Source organism: Paraburkholderia sp. EG287B (genome assembly GCF_040965595.1).
Lineage (GTDB): Bacteria > Pseudomonadota > Gammaproteobacteria > Burkholderiales > Burkholderiaceae > Paraburkholderia.
The window spans coordinates 220,767-238,973 of the sequence record NZ_JBFRCG010000008.1 but is presented as its reverse complement, the minus strand read 5'-3'; the positions used below and the strand labels follow the sequence as shown (position 1 = coordinate 238,973).

General features: G+C 66.6%; 15 protein-coding genes. 6 read left to right on the top strand and 9 right to left on the bottom strand.

Annotation, left to right across the window (positions count from 1 at the left end):
- Window positions 1-240: 240 nt before the first annotated feature.
- Window positions 241-1,968 carry an IlvD/Edd family dehydratase gene (locus AB4Y40_RS16425; protein WP_368688608.1) on the top strand — a complete coding sequence of 576 codons (1,728 nt, stop codon included), beginning with the start codon at window positions 241-243 and terminating at the stop codon, window positions 1,966-1,968.
- A 17-nt stretch (window positions 1,969-1,985) separates the two neighbouring features.
- The gene (locus tag AB4Y40_RS16420) at window positions 1,986-2,909 is read left to right on the top strand and encodes a dihydrodipicolinate synthase family protein (protein ID WP_368688607.1); all 924 of its coding nucleotides are present in this window, start codon (window positions 1,986-1,988) and stop codon (window positions 2,907-2,909) included.
- On the opposite strand, the gene AB4Y40_RS16415 is transcribed toward AB4Y40_RS16420, so the two are convergent.
- Both AB4Y40_RS16415 and AB4Y40_RS16410 read right to left on the bottom strand, forming a co-directional pair.
- Window positions 2,910-3,722 (bottom strand): DUF2968 domain-containing protein, encoded by an 813-nt coding sequence (locus AB4Y40_RS16415; protein ID WP_342919043.1) that lies wholly within the window; start codon window positions 3,720-3,722, stop codon window positions 2,910-2,912.
- A 130-nt stretch (window positions 3,723-3,852) separates the two neighbouring features.
- Window positions 3,853-4,173 (bottom strand): hypothetical protein, encoded by a 321-nt coding sequence (locus AB4Y40_RS16410; RefSeq protein WP_324161282.1) that lies wholly within the window; start codon window positions 4,171-4,173, stop codon window positions 3,853-3,855.
- Window positions 4,174-4,463: 290 nt separating this feature from the next.
- Here AB4Y40_RS16410 and AB4Y40_RS16405 point away from each other — a divergent pair, with 290 nt between their 5' ends.
- Together AB4Y40_RS16405 and ltaE are read left to right on the top strand one after the other, a co-directional pair.
- A complete protein-coding gene (locus AB4Y40_RS16405) occupies window positions 4,464-5,186 on the top strand; it encodes a peptidoglycan DD-metalloendopeptidase family protein (RefSeq protein WP_368688606.1) in 723 nt (240 codons plus the stop codon).
- Window positions 5,187-5,339: 153 nt separating this feature from the next.
- Window positions 5,340-6,344, top strand: a complete 1,005-nt coding sequence (gene ltaE / locus AB4Y40_RS16400) for a low-specificity L-threonine aldolase (protein WP_368688605.1) — start codon at window positions 5,340-5,342, stop codon at window positions 6,342-6,344.
- Window positions 6,345-6,425: 81 nt separating this feature from the next.
- Here ltaE and AB4Y40_RS16395 read toward each other — a convergent pair whose 3' ends face one another.
- Window positions 6,426-7,778 carry an MFS transporter gene (locus tag AB4Y40_RS16395; RefSeq protein ID WP_368688724.1) on the bottom strand — a complete coding sequence of 451 codons (1,353 nt, stop codon included), beginning with the start codon at window positions 7,776-7,778 and terminating at the stop codon, window positions 6,426-6,428.
- 604 nt (window positions 7,779-8,382) lie between these two features.
- Here AB4Y40_RS16395 and AB4Y40_RS16390 point away from each other — a divergent pair.
- Entirely contained in the window at window positions 8,383-10,836 is a 2,454-nt protein-coding gene (locus AB4Y40_RS16390; RefSeq protein ID WP_368688604.1) for a glycogen/starch/alpha-glucan phosphorylase, read from the top strand.
- Window positions 10,837-10,891: 55 nt separating this feature from the next.
- Here the strand turns inward: AB4Y40_RS16390 and AB4Y40_RS16385 are convergent, their stop codons facing one another.
- On the bottom strand, window positions 10,892-11,308 hold the full coding sequence (locus AB4Y40_RS16385; RefSeq protein WP_368688603.1) for a DUF6232 family protein: 417 nt from the start codon (window positions 11,306-11,308) through the stop codon (window positions 10,892-10,894).
- A 167-nt stretch (window positions 11,309-11,475) separates the two neighbouring features.
- Between AB4Y40_RS16385 and AB4Y40_RS16380 the strand changes: the two genes are divergently transcribed.
- Window positions 11,476-11,817 (top strand): zinc ribbon domain-containing protein YjdM, encoded by a 342-nt coding sequence (locus AB4Y40_RS16380; protein ID WP_368688602.1) that lies wholly within the window; start codon window positions 11,476-11,478, stop codon window positions 11,815-11,817.
- 154 nt (window positions 11,818-11,971) lie between these two features.
- Here the strand turns inward: AB4Y40_RS16380 and AB4Y40_RS16375 are convergent, their stop codons facing one another.
- The 5 genes from AB4Y40_RS16375 to phnL form a co-directional block, all read right to left on the bottom strand.
- Complete coding sequence (locus AB4Y40_RS16375; protein ID WP_368688601.1) at window positions 11,972-13,138, bottom strand: porin; 1,167 nt, start codon at window positions 13,136-13,138, stop codon at window positions 11,972-11,974.
- Window positions 13,139-13,639: 501 nt separating this feature from the next.
- The gene (locus AB4Y40_RS16370) at window positions 13,640-14,755 is read right to left on the bottom strand and encodes a succinylglutamate desuccinylase/aspartoacylase family protein (RefSeq protein ID WP_368688600.1); all 1,116 of its coding nucleotides are present in this window, start codon (window positions 14,753-14,755) and stop codon (window positions 13,640-13,642) included.
- Between the two features lie 245 nt (window positions 14,756-15,000).
- The gene (locus AB4Y40_RS16365; protein ID WP_324160635.1) at window positions 15,001-15,768 is read right to left on the bottom strand and encodes an ABC transporter substrate-binding protein; all 768 of its coding nucleotides are present in this window, start codon (window positions 15,766-15,768) and stop codon (window positions 15,001-15,003) included.
- A gap of 479 nt (window positions 15,769-16,247) precedes the next feature.
- Window positions 16,248-17,381, bottom strand: a complete 1,134-nt coding sequence (locus AB4Y40_RS16360) for an alpha-D-ribose 1-methylphosphonate 5-triphosphate diphosphatase (RefSeq protein WP_368688599.1) — start codon at window positions 17,379-17,381, stop codon at window positions 16,248-16,250.
- Between the two features lie 46 nt (window positions 17,382-17,427).
- Window positions 17,428-18,198 carry a phosphonate C-P lyase system protein PhnL gene (gene phnL, locus AB4Y40_RS16355; protein ID WP_368688598.1) on the bottom strand — a complete coding sequence of 257 codons (771 nt, stop codon included), beginning with the start codon at window positions 18,196-18,198 and terminating at the stop codon, window positions 17,428-17,430.
- Between the last annotated feature and the right edge of the window lie 9 nt (window positions 18,199-18,207).

Here is an 18,207-nt window from a genome sequence, read left to right as displayed (position 1 = left end):
TGAAGTTGGCTGGCGCAGTGAGAGGTGCAGCCGTGCAGTTGCAGTACGCAGAACGCAGTAGGCAGTACGTTGTTGCAAGGCAGTCCAGCACGGGCCGGTTCTCCACCGGCCCGTACTTTTTTGTGGCGTGGTTTGTCCATATCTAAGGACGCCATATCAAACATTGACGGGTCCGAACGTCACTCCTATGATCGGGCGGCAGTTTCCCTGAAGTTGCCTCGCTACAGGAGACGCCCCGCCATGACCCGCTCCACCCGCAAGCCCTTGCGCAGCCAGGCCTGGTTCGGCAAAGCCGACAAGGACGGCTTCATTCACCGCTCGTGGATGAAGAATCAGGGCATCCCTCACGACGCGTTCGACGGCCGTCCCGTCATCGGCATCTGCAATACGTGGTCGGAACTCACGCCGTGCAACGCGCATTTTCGCGAACTCGCGGAGTACGTGAAAAAAGGCGTGTACGAAGCCGGCGGCCTGCCGCTCGAATTTCCCGTCATGTCGCTCGGCGAATCGAACCTGCGGCCCACCGCGATGCTGTTTCGCAATCTCGCGTCCATGGACGTCGAGGAGTCGATTCGCGGCAATCCGATCGACGGCACGATTCTGCTCGTCGGTTGCGACAAGACCACGCCGGCCTTGCTGATGGGTGCGGCGTCGTGCAACTTGCCCGCGCTCGCCGTCTCGGGCGGCCCGATGCTCAACGGCCGTTTCCGGGGCCATGAGATCGGCTCGGGCACGGGCGTGTGGCAAATGTCGGAGGAAGTGCGCGCGGGAACGATGTCGCAGGCCGAATTCGTCGAGGCGGAGTCGTGCATGAACCGCTCGCGCGGCCACTGCATGACCATGGGCACGGCGTCCACGATGGCCTCGATGGTCGAGTCGCTGGGCATGGGGCTGCCGCACAACGCGGCCATTCCCGCTGTCGATGCGCGCCGCCAGGTGCTCGCGCAACTCGCCGGTAGGCGCATCGTCGAGATGGTGCGCGAGGACCTCACGATGTCGAAGATCCTCACCCGTGCGGCATTCGAAAACGCGATCCGCACCAATGCTGCCATCGGCGGCTCGACCAACGCCGTCGTGCACCTGATCGCACTCGCGCGGCGCATCGGCGTGCCGCTTTCGCTCGACGACTGGGAGCTGGGCTCCGATGTTCCTTGCCTCGTGAATCTGCAGCCTTCCGGCCATTATCTGATGGAGGACTTCTATTACGCGGGCGGCCTGCCTGCGGTGCTGCGGCAACTGGGCGAGCAAGGGCTGCTGCATCGGGACGCGTTGACGGTCAACGGTAAATCCATCTGGGAAAACGTGGCCGACGCGCCGAACTACAACGCCGAAGTCATTACCTCGTTCGCGCAGCCGTTCAAGCCCAAAGCCGGCATCGCCGTGCTCACGGGCAATCTCGCGCCCGACGGCGCGGTCATCAAGCCTTCGGCAGCCACGCCCGCGCTGTTGCGTCATCGCGGCCGCGCGGTGGTGTTCGAGAACGTCGAGGAACTGCACGCGAAGGTCGACGACGATTCGCTCGATATCGACGAGCATTGCATCATGGTCCTCAAGGGCGCCGGGCCGAAGGGCTATCCGGGCTTCGCCGAGGTCGGCAACATGCCGTTGCCGAAGAAGGTGCTGCAAAAGGGCATTACCGACATGGTGCGCATTTCGGACGGCCGCATGAGCGGCACGGCGTATGGCGCGGTCGTGCTGCACGTGTCGCCAGAAGCGGCGGCGGGCGGTCCGCTCGCACTCGTGCGCACGGGCGACATGATCGAGCTGGACGTCGCGGCGCGGCGTCTGCATCTGGAAGTCTCCGACGCAGAACTCGCGCGCCGCAAGACCGAGTGGACGGCGCCCGAGCTGCCCGAGCGCGGCTATTACCGGCTTTACGTCGAACACGTGCTGCAGGCCGACAAGGGCGCCGACCTGGACTTTCTTGTCGGCGCGAGCGGCGCGGCCGTGCCGCGCGACTCCCACTGAGCGCGCCGGAGCACGCGATGGGCGCGCCAGCCAAAGCCGCCGGTGCCATCGCCGGCATCTACCCGATCCTCTATGCGTTCTTCGATCGCAATAACCGTCTCGACCGCGCCGCCATGCGGCGCCAGGTCGAAGCGGCCGTGCGCGGCGGCGCGCCGGGCATCGCGGTGCTCGGGCTCGCCACCGAGGTCAACAAGCTTTCGCGCGCCGAACGCGAGCAGGTGATCGACTGGGCCCAGGAGGACAGCGGCGGCGCGCGGCCGATTGCCGTCACGGTGAGCGGTCCCACGGTGCAGGCGCAGCGCGAATTCGCGCAACACGCGATCGGGCGCGGCGCGGCATGGCTGATCCTCCAGCCGCCCGCGCGCGCTCAAGGCGAGCCTGCGCAACCCGAATCGTTCTACTTCGACTTCTTCGCTGGCGTGATGGCGGGGCTCGACGTGACGGTCGGCATCCAGAACGCGCCGGAGTATCTGGGCGTCGGGCTCGCGCCGGGCAGTTTGCGCGCGCTCGCCGCGCAATGCCCGAACTTTCGCGTGCTCAAGGGCGAAGGCCCGGCGGTGACGATCGCCGAAACGATCGCGCAGATCGGCGACCTGATGCCCGTGCTCAACGGCCGCGGCGGCCTGGAATTGCTCGACAACCTGCGCGCGGGCTGCGCGGGCATGATCGTCGCGCCCGATTGCTTCGACTGGCAGCAGCAGGTGTACGCCGCGTATTGCGCAGGCGATCTCGAGCGCGCACAAGCCCTGTACCAGCAGGTGCTGCCCGCCATCGTCTTCGTCATGCAGTCGCTCGATACGCTGATTTGCTACGGCAAGCGCATCGCGGCATGGCGCATGGGCCTCGACGTCGAGCATGAGCGCGACGTGAAGCTGGCGCCGAGCTGCTTCGGCCTCGAAGCCGCCCGGCGATTCGCGCGGCAACTGGGCCCGCTCGCGTGATCACCGCGCATGCAGATGGGGCACGCCCTCGCTCGTCGCGACCTTGAGCTGATGCAGCGCCCGGTGGGCCTTGTTCAACTGGGCCTGCGCGGCGATGCGCTGCGCCTCCAGCTGAGCGACGTCCTTTCGTATCTGGTGCTGGCGGCCCGTCACCGTCTGTTCCTGTTCCGCATGGCGCTGCAGGTCCACGCGCAGGCGTTCGGCCTGGGCTTCCGACTCCTCGATCTGCCGCGTGAGTTCCGCGTTTTGCGCGACGAGTTGCACGCGGCGCGTTTCGCCGTCGGCGAGGCGCGTGGCTTGCTCCTGCATCAGGTGAAACGCCGAGCCGGCCGCGTCGAGGTCGTTGGCTTTCAGCGCGCGCCACAGTACGCTTTCCTGATGGAGCGCGACGAAGTAGCCGAGCGTGGGCGGATGGAAGAAGAGGCTGACCGTATACGCGAAGCAGCGGAAGACGCGGAACGTCATCAACTCGTCGGCGGCGTGGAGGGCTTCGAATGCGGCGCCGTCGGCGATCTGCACCGGGCGGCCGTTCAGGTGCGCGGGCATCACCGGTACCGGATGGAGCGTGGAGACCGGCCGTGGCCCGCCGGCGCCTTCGGGCTGCACGGCCGCGCCCGCGGCCGGCTCCGCGCGAGATTCGATCTCGACGGGGGCCTCGGGCGGCGTCACGGTAGGCTCGGCCGCGGACTGCGGGACGCGGCTCGCGGCTTCGCTTGCGACGGCGCGCTGCGTGGCGGCATCATGGGCGACGGCCAGGATTCGTGATGGTGCGCCAGAGAGCGCGGCGTTACGGCGGTTCAAAATGGATTTCACGGCGGTTCCCCCAGTTTGGCGCGCCAAAAACAAGGCGCTCCGCGCGCGGCAGCGTGGCATACGGGCGCCGGCGCGCAGGCAAATGGGGCGGGCGATGCGGGTAGGGCGCCGTCCGCTCCGGGTTCGCGTACTAGTGAAGCAGGCGCGGCCGGCGTGCGATGTCGTCGAAGAGCGCACGCCCGGGCTCGAGCGCGAAAAGCCAGGTTTCGTCATAGCCGCTCAGCGTGTCGAGCGCATCGCGCAGGCGCTCGATGACTACGGCGGGAATTTCCACGGACGCCTCGGTGGCGCCGGAAAGCCGTGCGATGCTGGCGTGCTGGACCAGTTCGTCGGCGGCTTCGGCCACGTCGGCCGCAAAGATGAGATGGTTGTTCAACAATTCGACGAGGCCCGGCGACGACGTGACATCTTCGACGTTGAGCTGCAGCGAAAGAAAGGTGGCTTTGTTCATTCTCGGATCCCTCAGGGCCATGGGACTGCAGCGAGAGGCCTTTCATCTGATTATCGGGCGACGCGTGAACCAGTATAGGCGTTGACCCGCGCAAACGCAGGCCGGGCGAGCATGCCGGCGAAAAAAGGCGGCTGGAGCATGAACGATATAATGGGGGACGTTCGCCATTTCCGGCTTATTCCGTCTTCATTCGCGCGGAAGGTGGCGCGCAAGCGAACGCCTGCGGCCCGCCGCGCACTCCACATGCGTATTTTTTCGTCATACGCGAGGACCAAGCGAGGAACAGCAAGATGAATCGACAACGGCGAAACCCGGGCGCGTATGCGGCGCTGGCCGCCCTCACGCTCGTCTGCAGCGCCTGTAGCAGCACCTTTACGCCCTGGGAATCCCAAAGCGCGCCCCCCATGTCCACGAGCGGCGTGCCCGCGGGCTACTACCGCGTCAATCCGGGCGACACGCTCTCGCGCGTGGCGGGGGCCTTCGGCCAGCGTCCCCAGGACATCGCGAGCTGGAACCAGCTGCCTTCGGCCAACGCCCAGCTGCTGCCGGGCCAGGTGCTGCGCGTCGCGCCCCCGCCCAACTACGCAGCGGCTGCGCCGCAGGCGCAGATGCCTGGCGGCGCGCCCGCCGCCGCCGGCGTCGCCATGCCGGCGCCCGTCGCGCCCAGCATCGCGCTCGCGTGGCCTGCGCGCGGGCCGATCCTGCAGCGCTTCGTGCCGGGCAAGTCCACCGGCATCGTGATCGGCGGCACGCCCGGCGAGGAGGTCAAGGCCGCCGCCGCTGGCCGCGTGGTCTACGCGGGCACGGGGATCGAGGCCTACGGGCCGCTCGTGATCATCAAGCACAACGACCAGGTCGTGACCGCTTACGGCCGCAACGGCAAGCTGCTCGTGAAGGAAGACGACGCCGTCTCGCAAGGCCAGCCGATCGCGGAAATGGGCACCGGCGGCGTTCAGTTCGAAGTCCGTAGCGACGGCAAGCCCGTCGATCCGTTGCCGCTGCTCGCGCACTAGTCACGGCGAAAGCGCGCTCTGCGCCCGGCGCGGCATTGCGCTGGGCCGCCGTTTGAAAATACACTCGATGGTTCCCACGCCGCGCGGCGCGCGCTCGACCAGGCGCGCGCCAGTGCGTCCCGCGCGTGCTTCAACCACGAGGATTTCATCGCAATGATCGACCTGCGCAGCGACACCGTCACCCGTCCGGGCGAAGCCATGCTCGCCGCCATGACCCGCGCCGAAACCGGCGACGACGTATGGGGCGACGACCCGACCGTGCTGCGCCTGCAGGCGCGCGTGGCGCAAGAGGCGGGCAAGGAGGCGGGACTCTTCTTCCCGAGCGGCACGCAGAGCAACCTCGCCGCGCTGATGGCGCATTGCGCGCGCGGCGACGAGTACATCGTCGGCCAGGCGGCCCACACCTATAAGTACGAGGGCGGCGGCGCGGCCGTGCTGGGCAGCATCCAGCCGCAGCCGCTCGACAACGCCGAAGACGGCTCGATCCCGCTCGATCGCATCGCCGCGGCGATCAAGCCGATCGACGACCACTTCGCGCGCACGCGCCTGCTCGCGCTCGAAAACACCATCGGCGGCAAGGTGCTGCCGGCGGATTACGTCGCGAAGGCCACGCAGCTCGCGCATGAGCGCGCGCTCGCCACGCACCTCGACGGTGCACGCGTGTACAACGCGGCGGTCGCCTCGGGCCAGCCGCTCGAGGCGCTCACGGCGGGCTTCGACTCGGTGTCGATCTGCTTTTCGAAGGGCTTGGGCACGCCGGTGGGGTCGGTGCTGGTGGGCAGCCGCGCGCTCATCGACGCGGCGCATCGCTGGCGCAAGGTGCTGGGCGGCGGCATGCGCCAGTCGGGCGTGCTCGCGGCCGCGTGCCTTTACGCGCTCGATCACAACGTCGCGCGTCTCGCCGACGACCATGCGAACGCTGCGCGTCTCGCCGCCGGTCTCGCGCAGATCGAGCAGGTGAAGGTGATGTCGCAGGCCACGAACATGGTGTTCGTGCAGTTCCCGCAGGAACACTGCGCGCCGCTGGAGGCGTATCTCAAGGAGCGCGGCATCCTCACGCAGATGCTGTACGCGTCGCGCTTCGTCACGCACCTCGACGTGACGGCCGCCGATATCGACACGTTCGTGGCGGCGGTGAAGGGTTACTTCGCGCGATAAGCCGGTCGACGGGCTAGCTGGCGAAGGCGCGCGTTTCCCGCGCGCCATTGGCTCAGACCTCAGCCGCCCGCACCACCCGCATCACCCGCGCTGCACCGCCCGGTGCGACGGCGCGAACAGCCGCAGCCCGCTCGCAATGGCCGCCGCGCCCGCAAAGGCGCAGCCAAGGCCCAGGGCGAGTGTCGGGCCGTGCCGGCCCACGATCCCGAAGCACAGCGCCACCAGCGCCGCGCCCGTGGTCTGCCCGAGCAGACGCGAGACCGCGATGGTGCCGCTCGCGCCGCCGCTGCGCTCGGGCGGCGCGCTCGCCATGATCGCCCGCAGGTTGGGCGACTGGAAAAAGCCGAAGCCCGCGCCGCAGATCGCCATGCGCACGACGATGTCCGTCACCGAGGGGTGCGCGGGCAGCAGCGCCAGCGACGCCATGCCCGCCGAGAGAATGGCGAGCCCGATCGCGCCGAGCAGGCCCGGCGGATAGCGGTCGGAGAGGCGTCCCGCAATCGGCGCGGCGGCGGCCACGACCACGGGCCAGGGCGTCATCAGGAAGCCGGTCTCCACCTGGCTGCGCATCAGCACGGTTTCGAAATAGAACGGCAGCGAGACGAACGCGAGGCCCTGCGCTGCGAACGAGCAGATCGCGGTGACCGACGAAAGCGCGAAAACCGGCCGGCGGAACAGGTCCACGGGCAGCATGGGCGCGGGATGCCCGGCCTCGCGCCGGATCAGCAGCGCGCCGAACACCAGCGCGACGACGGCCGCAATACCCACTTCCATGCCGGGCGCGCGCTGCGCAGCCTCGCCGAGCGCGAAGATCAGCGCCGCGAACGTGATCACGTTGAGCACCGCCGCGACGGGATCGAAGGCGTGCTTGCCGCGCGCCGTCTGCGGCAGCGCGGGCAGCGCGAACACGAGCGCGAGCACGCCGAGCGGCACGTTGATCGCGAAGAGCCATGGCCAGGTGCCTGCGGAGAGGATCAGCGAGGCCATGGTCGGACCCACGGCGAACGAAACGCCCACGATCAGCGCATTCATGCCGAGCCCGCGCCCGAGCCGGTGCGGCGGGTAGAGAAAGCGGATCAGCGCGGTGTTCACGCTCATGATGGCGCTCGCGCCGAGCCCCTGCAGCACGCGCGCCCCGGCAAGCGCGGTGAGCGTGGGTGCGAGCGCGCAGGCGAGCGAGGCGACCGTGAAGATCGCGAGGCCGCTGATATAGATGCGCCGGTGGCCGATGATGTCGCCGAGCGCGGCGAGCGGCAGCAAGGTGGCGACCATCGCGAGCTGGTACGCGTTGATGATCCACACCGAGGCGGCGGGGGCCGCGTGCAGGTCGGTGGCGATGACGGGCAGCGCGGTGTTGGCGATGGCGGTATCGAGCGTGGCGAGCGCGACGGCGAGCATCACCGCGCCCATGGCGCGGCGGTTCTTCGCGGACATCGGCGCGTCGGGCGGCTCGGTATTGAGGGTATTGCGGGTTTCGCGCGCCGCGGAAAAGGTTTCGGACAAGACAGTCTCGGGCGGATGGACGATGAAGGCTGCGGCGCGGGCCGAGCGGACGAATTTTGCGATTGTTACAGAGGCCGCCGGGTTCTGCAGGAGACGCTCCAGAGCGTGGGGCGACTGTAAGGCAGTGGGTGGCGCGCGCGACCGCCATCGCGCGCCGGCATATCGCAACTAACTGCCAAGCCCGTCACGCGCAGGTGTGGCGCCGCGCTGCGCGCGCGCAACCGTCCGCATGGCAAGGGATCGAGGCGGCCGGCGGGTTCCGCGTGGCTGGCGGCCGCGCTCCGCGCCCGCATGGCGCGCCGCCGCACGCCATTTGAAAATGCACTACTCTGCAAATTGATCTGCGCTCGCTGGGGAGCGGTGCCGGCCATTTCCGCCGTGGCGCCGATGCGTCATCGTTCCGTACCGCCGCGCGCGGCGCAGGCCCGGAACAACCGCGCGCCCTGCACCTTTATGGGTGCGCCGCCATTTCCAGCGCTATGCGTGGGACTGCACCAGGCGCTCTGCACCAGGTGCACTCGACAGGAGTCAATCGATGACAGCCATCGGTCTCGAGTTCGATCAGTTGCAAAGCAGCGTCGAAGCGCTGCGCCGTTCCCTCTCCAATCGCCTGATGTACGGTGTCGGCAAGGACGCCGTGACGGCCCGTCCGCAGGACTGGCTGCACGCCGCGGCGCTCGCCGTGCGCGACCGGCTCGTCGAGCGCTGGATGATCACCACGCGCCGCCAGTACGACCAGGACGTCAAACGCGTCTATTACCTGTCGATGGAATTTCTCATCGGCCGCACGTTCTCGAACGCGCTGATCGCGCTCGGCATCCACGACCAGATGAAAGAGGCGCTGGCGAGCGTGGGCGTCGACATGGACACGGTGCTCGACTACGAGCCCGACGCGGCGCTCGGCAACGGCGGTCTCGGCCGGCTCGCGGCGTGCTTTCTCGATTCGATGGCGACGCTCGGCATTCCGGGCTTCGGCTATGGCATTCGCTACGACTACGGCATGTTCCGTCAGCAGATCGTGAACGGCGAACAGGTCGAAGCGCCCGACTACTGGCTGCGCTATGGCAATCCGTGGGAATTTCCGCGGCCCGAGGTGCAGTATTCCGTGCACTTTGGCGGGCGCACCATGCAGCGCAACGGCAATGTGGAATGGGTCGACACGCAGCACGTGAACGCCATGGCCTACGACACGGTGATTCCCGGCTACGCCACCAGCGCGACCAACACGCTGCGGCTGTGGTCCGCGCGCGCGGATGAAGAGCTCGATCTCTCGGCGTTCAACCAGGGCGACTATCAGCGCGCGGTGGAAGCGCGCAACATCTCCGAGAACGTCTCGCGGCTGCTCTATCCCGACGACTCGACGATGGCCGGGCGCGAACTGCGTCTGCGCCAGGAATACTTCTTCGTCTCCGCGACGATGCAGGACCTGATTCGCCGCTACCTGCGCACGCACAGCACGTTCGGGCGCTTCTCCGAAAAGGTCGCGGTGCACCTGAACGACACGCACCCGGTGCTGGCCATTCCCGAGCTGATCCGCCTGCTCGTGGACGTGCATCATCTGCCATGGGACGAGGCGATGGGCCACGTGCGCCGCGTGTTCTCGTACACCAACCACACGCTGATGCCCGAAGCGCTGGAAACCTGGGACATCGAACTATTGGCGCGCCTCCTGCCGCGCCACCTCGAAATCATCTTCGACATCAACGCGGCATTTCTGCGCGAAGCGAGCGACCGCGGCGCGCACGACCTCGACCTGATCCGCCGCATCTCGCTCGTGGACGAATATGGCCAGCGCCGCGTACGCATGGCTTATCTCGCGATCGTGGCGAGCCACAAGGTGAACGGCGTGTCGAAGTTGCACTCGCAACTGATGACGCGCGATATCTTCGCCGACTTCGCGCGCCTCTTTCCCGACCGCTTCACCAACGTGACCAACGGCATCACGCCACGCCGCTGGCTCGCGCAGGCGAGCCCGCCGCTCGCGCACCTCGTGGACGAAGCGATCGGGCCGCGCTGGCGCAGCGATCTCTTCGAACTGGGCGCGCTGCGCAAGCTGCGCGGCGACGCTTCGTTCGAAGCCGCGTTCCGCGCGGCCAAGCGCAGCAACAAGGTGCGTCTCGCACATCGCGCCCTGCAGCGCACGGGCATCGTCTTCAATCCCGACGCGCTGTTCGACATGCAGGTCAAGCGCATTCACGAGTACAAGCGGCAGCTGCTCAACGTGCTGCACGTGATCACGCGCTACAACCGCATTCTCGAAGCGCCCGAGCGCGACTGGGTGCCACGCGTCGTGCTGTTTGCGGGCAAGGCCGCGTCGGCGTACCGCATGGCGAAGATGATCATCCACCTCATCAACGACGTGGCCGCGAAGATCAACAACGATCCCGTGGTGGGCGACCGGCTCAAGGTGGTGTTCGTGCCGAACTACGGCGTGAGCGTGGCCGAGGTGCTGATTCCCGCGGCGGACCTTTCCGAGCAGATCTCGACGGCGGGCACCGAAGCCTCGGGCACCGGCAACATGAAGCTCGCGCTCAACGGCGCGCTCACCATGGGCACGCTGGACGGCGCGAACATCGAGATCGGCGAGGCCGTGGGGCAGGACAACATCTTCATCTTCGGTCACACGTCCGACCAGGTCGACCAGCTGCGTTGCGCGGGCTACCGGCCGCGCCAGGTCTACGAGGAAAACGCCGAGCTGCGCCGCGCGCTCGACCAGATCCGCACGGGCTTCTTCTCACCGCACGATTCGGCACGCTACACGGACATCTTTCATACGCTCGTGGACTGGGGTGACCACTACCTCGTGCTGGCCGACTATTCGGCCTTCATGGAGGCCCAGGACGCCGCCGACCAGCGCTTCATGGACGTGCCGGCGTGGACCGCGAGCGCGATCGAAAACGTAGCGGGGATGGGGAAGTTCTCGTCGGACCGTGCGATCGCGGAATACGCCCGCGATATCTGGCACGTGAAGTCGATCGAGATGGAGTGAGGGGCGAGCGCCCGCGGTGCTGCCGGCGGTGCTTCCAGCGGTGCTTCCGGCGGGATCAGGGCGCTGCGGGCCGCGTCGCTCCGCCTTCGGCCTGCGCCGCTTGCGCGGCCTTGGCGGTGCGCACGGCTTCCTGCACGCGTTCGAGGAATGCCGGATCGAGGCTCGTGACCGCTTCGCGCGATTCTCCGCCCGTCACGACGTAGAGCCGGTGCACGGCTTCCTGCCAGAGCCACGCGAGCCAGCCCACCACGATCACCATCACGCCGCACGCGAGACCGGCCGCCGAGCCGAGCACGCCGCCCACGACGGCCCCGGCGGCGCCGACCAGGCTAATCGCGATCGGCACGACGCGGCTGCGCCGCCCGATGACGATACGCACGTCCTCGATGTCGCGCATGGGGAAGACCTGGCCGGCTGCGGAGAGCGCGTTGCGCGTGACCGAGACGGCGGCTTCGTTGAAAGGGAGTTCCATCGGTTCGATAGCTGCGAGGTGAGAGAGCGCAGCGTACCAGAAGCGGGGCCAGGGCGGGGTCGCGGCGGACATAACGTCGCAGGCCGAACGCATGGCGGGTTGGGGCACCTGCCGAAGCCGCTATACTTGCGCGCTTTTAATGCCCCCGTCGGCACCAGGGATTCTCCATGAGCGCACTGCCACGCTGTCCGAAATGCAATTCCGAGTTCACCTACGAAGATGGGGGCGTCTACATCTGCCCGGAGTGTGCCCATGAATGGTCGGCGCAAGCCACGTCGCCCGCCGAAGCAGCGGGCAAGGTCTATCGCGATTCGGCCGGCAATGTCCTGCAGGACGGCGATACCGTCACGGTCATCAAGGACCTGAAACTCAAGGGTTCGGGTGGCGTGATCAAGATGGGCACCAAAGTGAAGAACATCCGGCTGGTGGACAGTGATCACGATATCGATTGCAAGATCGACGGCTTCGGCGCCATGAGCCTCAAATCGGAATTCGTCAAGAAGGCGTGACGAAGGGCGTCGCGCACCGACTGCGATGAAGCAAAAAAAGCGGGGCATCCCAAGGGATGCCCCGTCCGGTAAGGCGCGGCGCGTGAGCTGCGGCGCGCCGAGCAGAGCCGGCGCTATGAGTCGCCGGCCGCCGCTGTTGCGTACGTGACGCTGCTTAGAACTTGTGGCGGATACCGACGCGAACCGCGACTTGATCCTGCGAACCCGTGCCCGACGGCTGGTAGATGCTCGAGCTCGAGTCGCCGATCTGCGCCTGAACCTTCTGGCCGTTCGCGAGCGTGCCCGATGCGTCCTGGTACGACACGAGGCCGTAGACGTCGGTGCGCTTGCTGAGCGCGTAGTCGAGCGAAGCGTTGACCTGGTTCCAGTGAGCCGTCTGGCTGCCCGACGCGCGCGAGTACGTGTAGCCGAGACCAGCCGACATAGCCGGCGTGAAGGCGTACTTGCCGCCCACTTCATACGCGTTGTAGAGCGTCGACGACGTGGCGATCGGCGAGAGCAGCGTGTTGGTCCACAGGGCCCACAGCGTGGCCGGGCCGACGATGTAACGGCCACCAACGCCGAACGAGCGCAGGCCCTTCAGCGCGAAGTTGGCCTGTTGCGTTGCCGGCAGGTTGGCGATCGAGGTCGTCGACTGCGTGGTGTTGCCCGGGTACGTGATGTTCGTGTAGGCCGCGCCGAGGCTGAACGGGCCGTAGCCGTAGTTCGCGCCGAAGCTGTATGCGCGCGACGAAGCCGTCGAAGCCGTCGTCGGTGCGCCGGCGAACGAGGTCGAGTTCGAGAAGCCATACAGACCGCCGAACGTGAAGCCCGAGAAGTTCACGCTCTGGAACTTGACCGCGTTGTTGATGCGGCTCGAGGTCAGCTGGTCGACGTCGTTGAAGTGGTAGGCCCAGTTACCCGAAACCGTGTTGCCACCGGTCGAGTACTGCGAGCCGAGAATGTCCGTGCTGAACGAGTATTGACGGCCGAACGTCAGCGAACCGATGTTCGACTGCGTCAGACCGACGAATGCTTGACGGCCGAACATCGCGGCGCCCTGGCCTGCCGTGCCGTTACCGCTGTTGAAGCCGTTTTCGAGCACGAAGATTGCCTTCAGGCCGCCGCCCAGGTCTTCCGTGCCGCGCAGGCCCCAACGGCTGCCTTGGGCCACGCCGTCACCGTACGAGAACTGATGCGAGCTGCCGCCCGTCGCGTTCTTCACGTTGCTGATGTAGTTCACACCCGCGTCGATCACGCCGTACAGCGTTACGCTGCTTTGTGCGTGGGCAACGCCTGCGATCGAGGCCAGAATAGCGGTGGTCAGAATTTTCTTTTTCAACTGTTTCTCCGGGTAAAGGACGAGATGACTACTCCGGCCTCTTATGGGCCGGTCAATGTGACGGGCTGCAATTTAAGGGTCGATAACGAAAGGAATGTGACAGTAAGGCTTTGTAGGGAAAATGTCGCCATTCTGTTGTGTGGATGCGACACACGAGTTGCAGACGGGGAAGGCAGCGCCCGAAGCCCGCCGTTATTGGCTTTGCGGGCGATTTTCCTGTCAATTTGAAAGGCTGGGCTGCGGCAATCGGCCTTATAAAAATTTTTTCTAAGCTTTCTTCTATTCGCCGGGTTAATCGATTTTTTGAATCTGGCTTCAGGCTGAGCTTGATTTATCTCAAGGGCGCATTAGCGGCCGATCAATGCGCGCTTTACATGGTTGATTGCGGTCGATTCATGATAGTCAAAAATTAGTTACCCGAACTAACTGAAATGGCGGGAAACGCTCATGTAAAAAGGCTCGCATCCGTGATGCGAGCCTTTTTACGGTATGGCGTTGCCGTTACAGCGAAAGAAGCGAGCCGCTGCGAATGGGTTTTTCGCCGGCAATGCGTGCGACTTCCATGCCGGCCGTGGCGAAGCGCGCGCTATGGCGTGCGTACATCACGCCGCTCACGCCCGCATGCAGCGTCGTCACGGTGTCGGCGAGCGGGTCGATGACATCGGCAATGGCCGCGCCGCGTTCCACCCACGTGCCGCAATCCACGCGAAACACGAGCACGCCGCTGGCAGGCGCCACGATCGGCTCCGTGCCCGCGAGCGGCGTGGCCGCATGGGCGAGCGGCGGCAGCGGCGCGGCCGTGCCTTCTATGATGCCGCGCCCGATCAGATAGTCGACGATGGCCTGGGCGTCGTGCTCGGCGAGCTCGTGCGAGACGTCGCGCTGGCCGCGCAGCTCGACCGTCACCGAAATCGAGCCATACGGAATGGGGAAGCGCGTGCCGAAGTGCTCGCGCAGCTCCGACCAGCAGAAGCTGTGAATCTCGTCGAACGGATTGCCGATCGAGTTGAGCGCGAGGAGCGACGCCTTGGCGTCGAGATAGCGCGCGAGCGGCTCGACTTCGGGCCATAGTTCGGGGTTCGTGTAGATGTGCATGGCGGCTTCCCAGTCGCAATGCAGGTCCAGCACGATGTCGGCGTCGTACGAAAGGCGCTGAAGCGCGAGGCGCATCGAATCGAGTTCGGTTTTCGGCTCCTGCGCGGCCAGTGCTTCGCCCATGGCGGCGCGGATCGCGGTGCGGTTCGCGGCTTCGTCGGCCCCGAGGCGCGCCTCGATGCTGGGCAGCACGAGCGCGGTGAGCTCGTGGAAATTGCGGTTGAAGTTCTGCGCCGTGTTCGATTCGAAGCGGCCGATCATATGCCCGAGCCAGTGCTGATTCAGGCCCACGGGGTTGGGCACCGGCACGATCACGATCTCGCCGCGCAGGCGGCCCGCAGCTTCCAGGTCCGCGAGCTTGCGGCGCAGCGCCCACGAGACGAGCATGCCCGGCAATTCGTCGGCGTGCAGCGAGGACTGGATATAGACCTTGGGACCGCCGGCCTTGCCGTAGTGGAAACTGGCAAGTTCCCGCGCGGTACCGAGGGCGGGCGCGATCAACGGGTGGTTTCGGGTTTGCATGATGGATGCGCGGGGCGCGGCGGCCCGCAAAAGGTGTTGGGGTGAACGATGGCCCCCTGAGCATGTGCAGGGGGCGGTAGACCGATCTTAGCCGATTCGACGCGCTGCCGGAACCAGCGCGCCCGCACGTGCCTGTGGCATCGTCTAAAAATACGGAATCCGAAATAAAATTCCAGAAAAGAAAAAGCCCGGGCGGAAAGCCCGGGCTTCGCGCGCCGTGATGCAGCGCCGGCGCGATGCGGTGCTTAGCCGCCGTACACGTCGAAGTCGAAGTATTTGGCTTCGATCTTCTTGTACGTGCCGTCCTTGATCATGTCGGCGATGGCCTTGTCGATCTTGCCCTTCAGGTCGGCGTCTTCCTTGCGCAGGCCGATGGCGGCGGCGCCCGTCGGGATTTCCTTGCCGGCGAACTGGAAGCCAGCGCCGCGCGGCGTCTTCAGGAAGCCCAGATCCGCTTGCACTTCATCCTGCAGCGCGGCGTCCAGACGGCCCGAGATCAGGTCGGCGTAGACCTGGTCCTGGTTCTGGTAAGGAACGACGTTCACGCCCTTCGGCGCCCAGTTTTCCTTCGCGTAGGTTTCCTGGATCGTGCCTTGCTCGACGCCAACCGACTTGCCCTTGAGCGAGTCGGCCGTCGGGGCGAGGCTCGAGCCCTTCTTGGCGACGAGGCGCGTCGGCGTGTTGAACAGCTTCGCCGAGAAGGCGATCTGCTGCTCGCGCTGCGGGGTGATCGTCATCGACGAGAGCACGCCGTCGAACTTCTTGGCCTTCAGGCCCGGGATCATGCCGTCGAAGTCTTGCTCGACCCACACGCACTTGGCGTTCAGGCGCTTGCAGATTTCGTTGCCGAGGTCGATGTCGAAGCCGACCAGCTTGCCATCGGGTGCTTTGGATTCGAACGGTGCGTAGCTGGCGTCAACGCCGAAACGCACGGTGGACCAGTCCTTCGCATGGGCGACGCCGGCCGAGACGGCGAGCATGGCAACCGTGAGGGTGGCAAGCAGTTTCTTCACTATGGGTACTCCTCGAGATGGTTCAGGACGCGCCGCGTGCGGTTGTGCCGCCGTGGCGCATTTTCCGGCGCGGCTCGCGCAGGATTATTGTTGGACCCGCCAGCCTGCGGCCAGCGAAGCGCGCGCAAGCTTACCAGGTCAAAATTGCTGCGTCGCTAGTGTAATACCGGATAGCGGGAAAGGGTGCCGGTAAGTGTACGCCCGTGCGCTTGTACGATTTAACGCGAAGCCTTGTCGGGCAAGGCGTGCAGGCCAATGGGGACAGGCCGCTACGAGGGGCTTGGGATGGGCTGCGCGATGCTCTGCCGCAACAGTCGGAAGAATGCGATGCCGCGCGCTCGCGGCATCGTCAGTAGTCTGAAGGGAGATTGAAATTGAATCGACGGCGTGCCGTTGGCTTTCGGCTCAAATGGGGCCGGGCGGCGCGCCGTTTTTTGTTGCGATGCAGCAGTCACATCGGCTGCACTGCGTCGATGACGTCAGACCACGCGCCCGCCCGCGCGCCACGTCGCGCGCGGCACGGGCAGCGAATCGAGCATCGTCACCCGCACGAAGTCCGCGCGCAGGCCCGGCTCGATCGCGCCGCGGTCGTGCAGGCCCGACTTGCTGGCGGGTTCCCACGAGACCGTGGCGAGTGCGCGCGGCAGCGTCCAGTCGGCCTTGGTCACGAGGTCGAACGCGGCGGTCAGGAGGCTCGACGGCACGTAGTCGGACGAGAGGATGTCGAGCAAACCGGCCTGCGCCAGCTCCAGCGCCGAGACGTTGCCCGAGTGCGAGCCCCCGCGTACCACGTTCGGCGCGCCCATGATCGTCGCGATGCCGCGCTTTCTCGCTTCCTCGGCGGCCACGCGCGTGGTCGGGAATTCGGCGAGCACGATGCCTTCGGCGGCGGCCTGCTCGACGTGCTCCACGAGCGTGTCGTCGTGGCTCGCAAGCGGGATGTTGCGCGTGCGGCAACGCTGCACGATTTCGAGGCGGTGCGCGTCGGCGTAGCGTTCCTGCTCGGTGGCCATTTCGGCGAGCATGGTGTTGGTCTGCTCGTCGGTCCACTTGCCGTGGCGCTCCTGAAATTTGCGCCATTGCTCGCGGTCGTGCCACTGGCGCTGGCCCGGCGTGTGGTCCATCACCGAGGCGAGGCGCAGCAGCGGGTGGTCGCTCAACGTGTCGAACAGCTCGATCACGTCTTCGGTGGCGATTTCGCAGCGCAAGTGCAGGAAGTGCTCGGCGCGCAGCAGGTTGCGCTCGGAAAAGCGCGTGAGCGCCCTGGCGCTCGCGAGCTGCACGTCGCGGCCGCGCACGCCCACGGCGAGGCGCGTGCCGATGGCCAGCGCGTCGAATACCGTGGTGATGCCGGCAGCGGCGATCTGCGCGTCGTGAATGACGAATGCGGCGTCGGTGTTCCAGTGCACGCCGGGGCGCGGCGCGAGGTGCTTTTCCAGGTTGTCGGTGTGCAGTTCGACGAGACCGGGCAGCAGGAAGTCGCCTTCCCAGTCTTCGGCTTCGGGCGCGGCGGTCGAGCCGCGCGAGATGTCGCGGATCTTGCCGTCTGCCACGCTTAGCGTGCCGGTGAAAACGTCGTCTCGCGTCACGATGCGAGCGTTCTTGATCAACATCGTCAGGCTCCGTATCAGATATCGGTTTGCGCCGTACAGGCGGGTTTCAGGCTGCGGCGCCGAGCGGCGCTTGCGCGCGCGGCGCGCTGAGTTCGAGTACGCGGGTGGCGACGCGCTCGCGCGTGTCCTCGTCGTGGAATACGCCGACGATCGCTGCGCCGCGCTCGCGCGCCTCGCCAATCAGGCTCGCGACGACTTCGCGGTTTTCCGCGTCGAGCGAGGCCGTGGGTTCGTCCAGCAACAGCACGCGGTGCTGCGCGATCAGGCCCCGCGCGATGTTCACGCGCTGCTGCTCGCCGCCAGAAAACGTGGCGGGTGCGAGCGGCCAGAGGCGCTGCGGCACGTTCAGGCGTGCCAGCAGCGTTTGCGCGCGCTCGCGTGCCTCGTTTTCCTCCACGCCGCGCGAAACGAGCGGCGCGGCCACGATGTCGAGCGCGCTCACGCGCGGGATCACGCGCAGAAACTGGCTCACGTAGCCCACCACGTTGCGGCGCAGGCGCAGGATGTCGTGAGGCGCCGCACCCGTGATCTCCAGATGCTCGAGCGGCGCGCCCTCGTCGCGGATCGCAATCGAGCCGCCGCTGGCGAGATAGTTGCCGTACAGGCAGCGCAGGAAGGTGCTCTTGCCCGCGCCCGAGGGCCCGACCAGCACGATGCATTCGCCGCGCTCCACGTCGAGCGAAACGCCCGCGAGCGCTTCGATGCCGATGCCGCCCTGGCCGTGCAGCGTGAAGGTCTTGCGCACGTCTTCGGCGCGCAGCATGAGCGCCGGTCTTTCGAGGAACGCGCGCGTGCCCGCTGATGAGTTCAGAGTCATGTCTTTCAT

Bases quoted from the DNA above. Each gene is read 5' to 3' on its own strand.
- AB4Y40_RS16425 (WP_368688608.1), top strand. From the start codon at position 241: ATGACCCGCTCCACCCGCAAGCCCTTGCGCAGCCAGGCCTGGTTCGGC.
- AB4Y40_RS16420 (WP_368688607.1), top strand. From the start codon at position 1,986: ATGGGCGCGCCAGCCAAAGCCGCCGGTGCCATCGCCGGCATCTACCCG.
- AB4Y40_RS16410 (WP_324161282.1), bottom strand. From the start codon at position 4,173: ATGAACAAAGCCACCTTTCTTTCGCTGCAGCTCAACGTCGAAGATGTC.
- AB4Y40_RS16405 (WP_368688606.1), top strand. From the start codon at position 4,464: ATGAATCGACAACGGCGAAACCCGGGCGCGTATGCGGCGCTGGCCGCC.
- ltaE (WP_368688605.1), top strand. From the start codon at position 5,340: ATGATCGACCTGCGCAGCGACACCGTCACCCGTCCGGGCGAAGCCATG.
- AB4Y40_RS16395 (WP_368688724.1), bottom strand. From the start codon at position 7,778: ATGTCCGCGAAGAACCGCCGCGCCATGGGCGCGGTGATGCTCGCCGTC.
- AB4Y40_RS16390 (WP_368688604.1), top strand. From the start codon at position 8,383: ATGACAGCCATCGGTCTCGAGTTCGATCAGTTGCAAAGCAGCGTCGAA.
- AB4Y40_RS16385 (WP_368688603.1), bottom strand. From the start codon at position 11,308: ATGGAACTCCCTTTCAACGAAGCCGCCGTCTCGGTCACGCGCAACGCG.
- AB4Y40_RS16380 (WP_368688602.1), top strand. From the start codon at position 11,476: ATGAGCGCACTGCCACGCTGTCCGAAATGCAATTCCGAGTTCACCTAC.
- AB4Y40_RS16370 (WP_368688600.1), bottom strand. From the start codon at position 14,755: ATGCAAACCCGAAACCACCCGTTGATCGCGCCCGCCCTCGGTACCGCG.
- AB4Y40_RS16360 (WP_368688599.1), bottom strand. From the start codon at position 17,381: ATGTTGATCAAGAACGCTCGCATCGTGACGCGAGACGACGTTTTCACC.
- phnL (WP_368688598.1), bottom strand. From the start codon at position 18,198: ATGACTCTGAACTCATCAGCGGGCACGCGCGCGTTCCTCGAAAGACCG.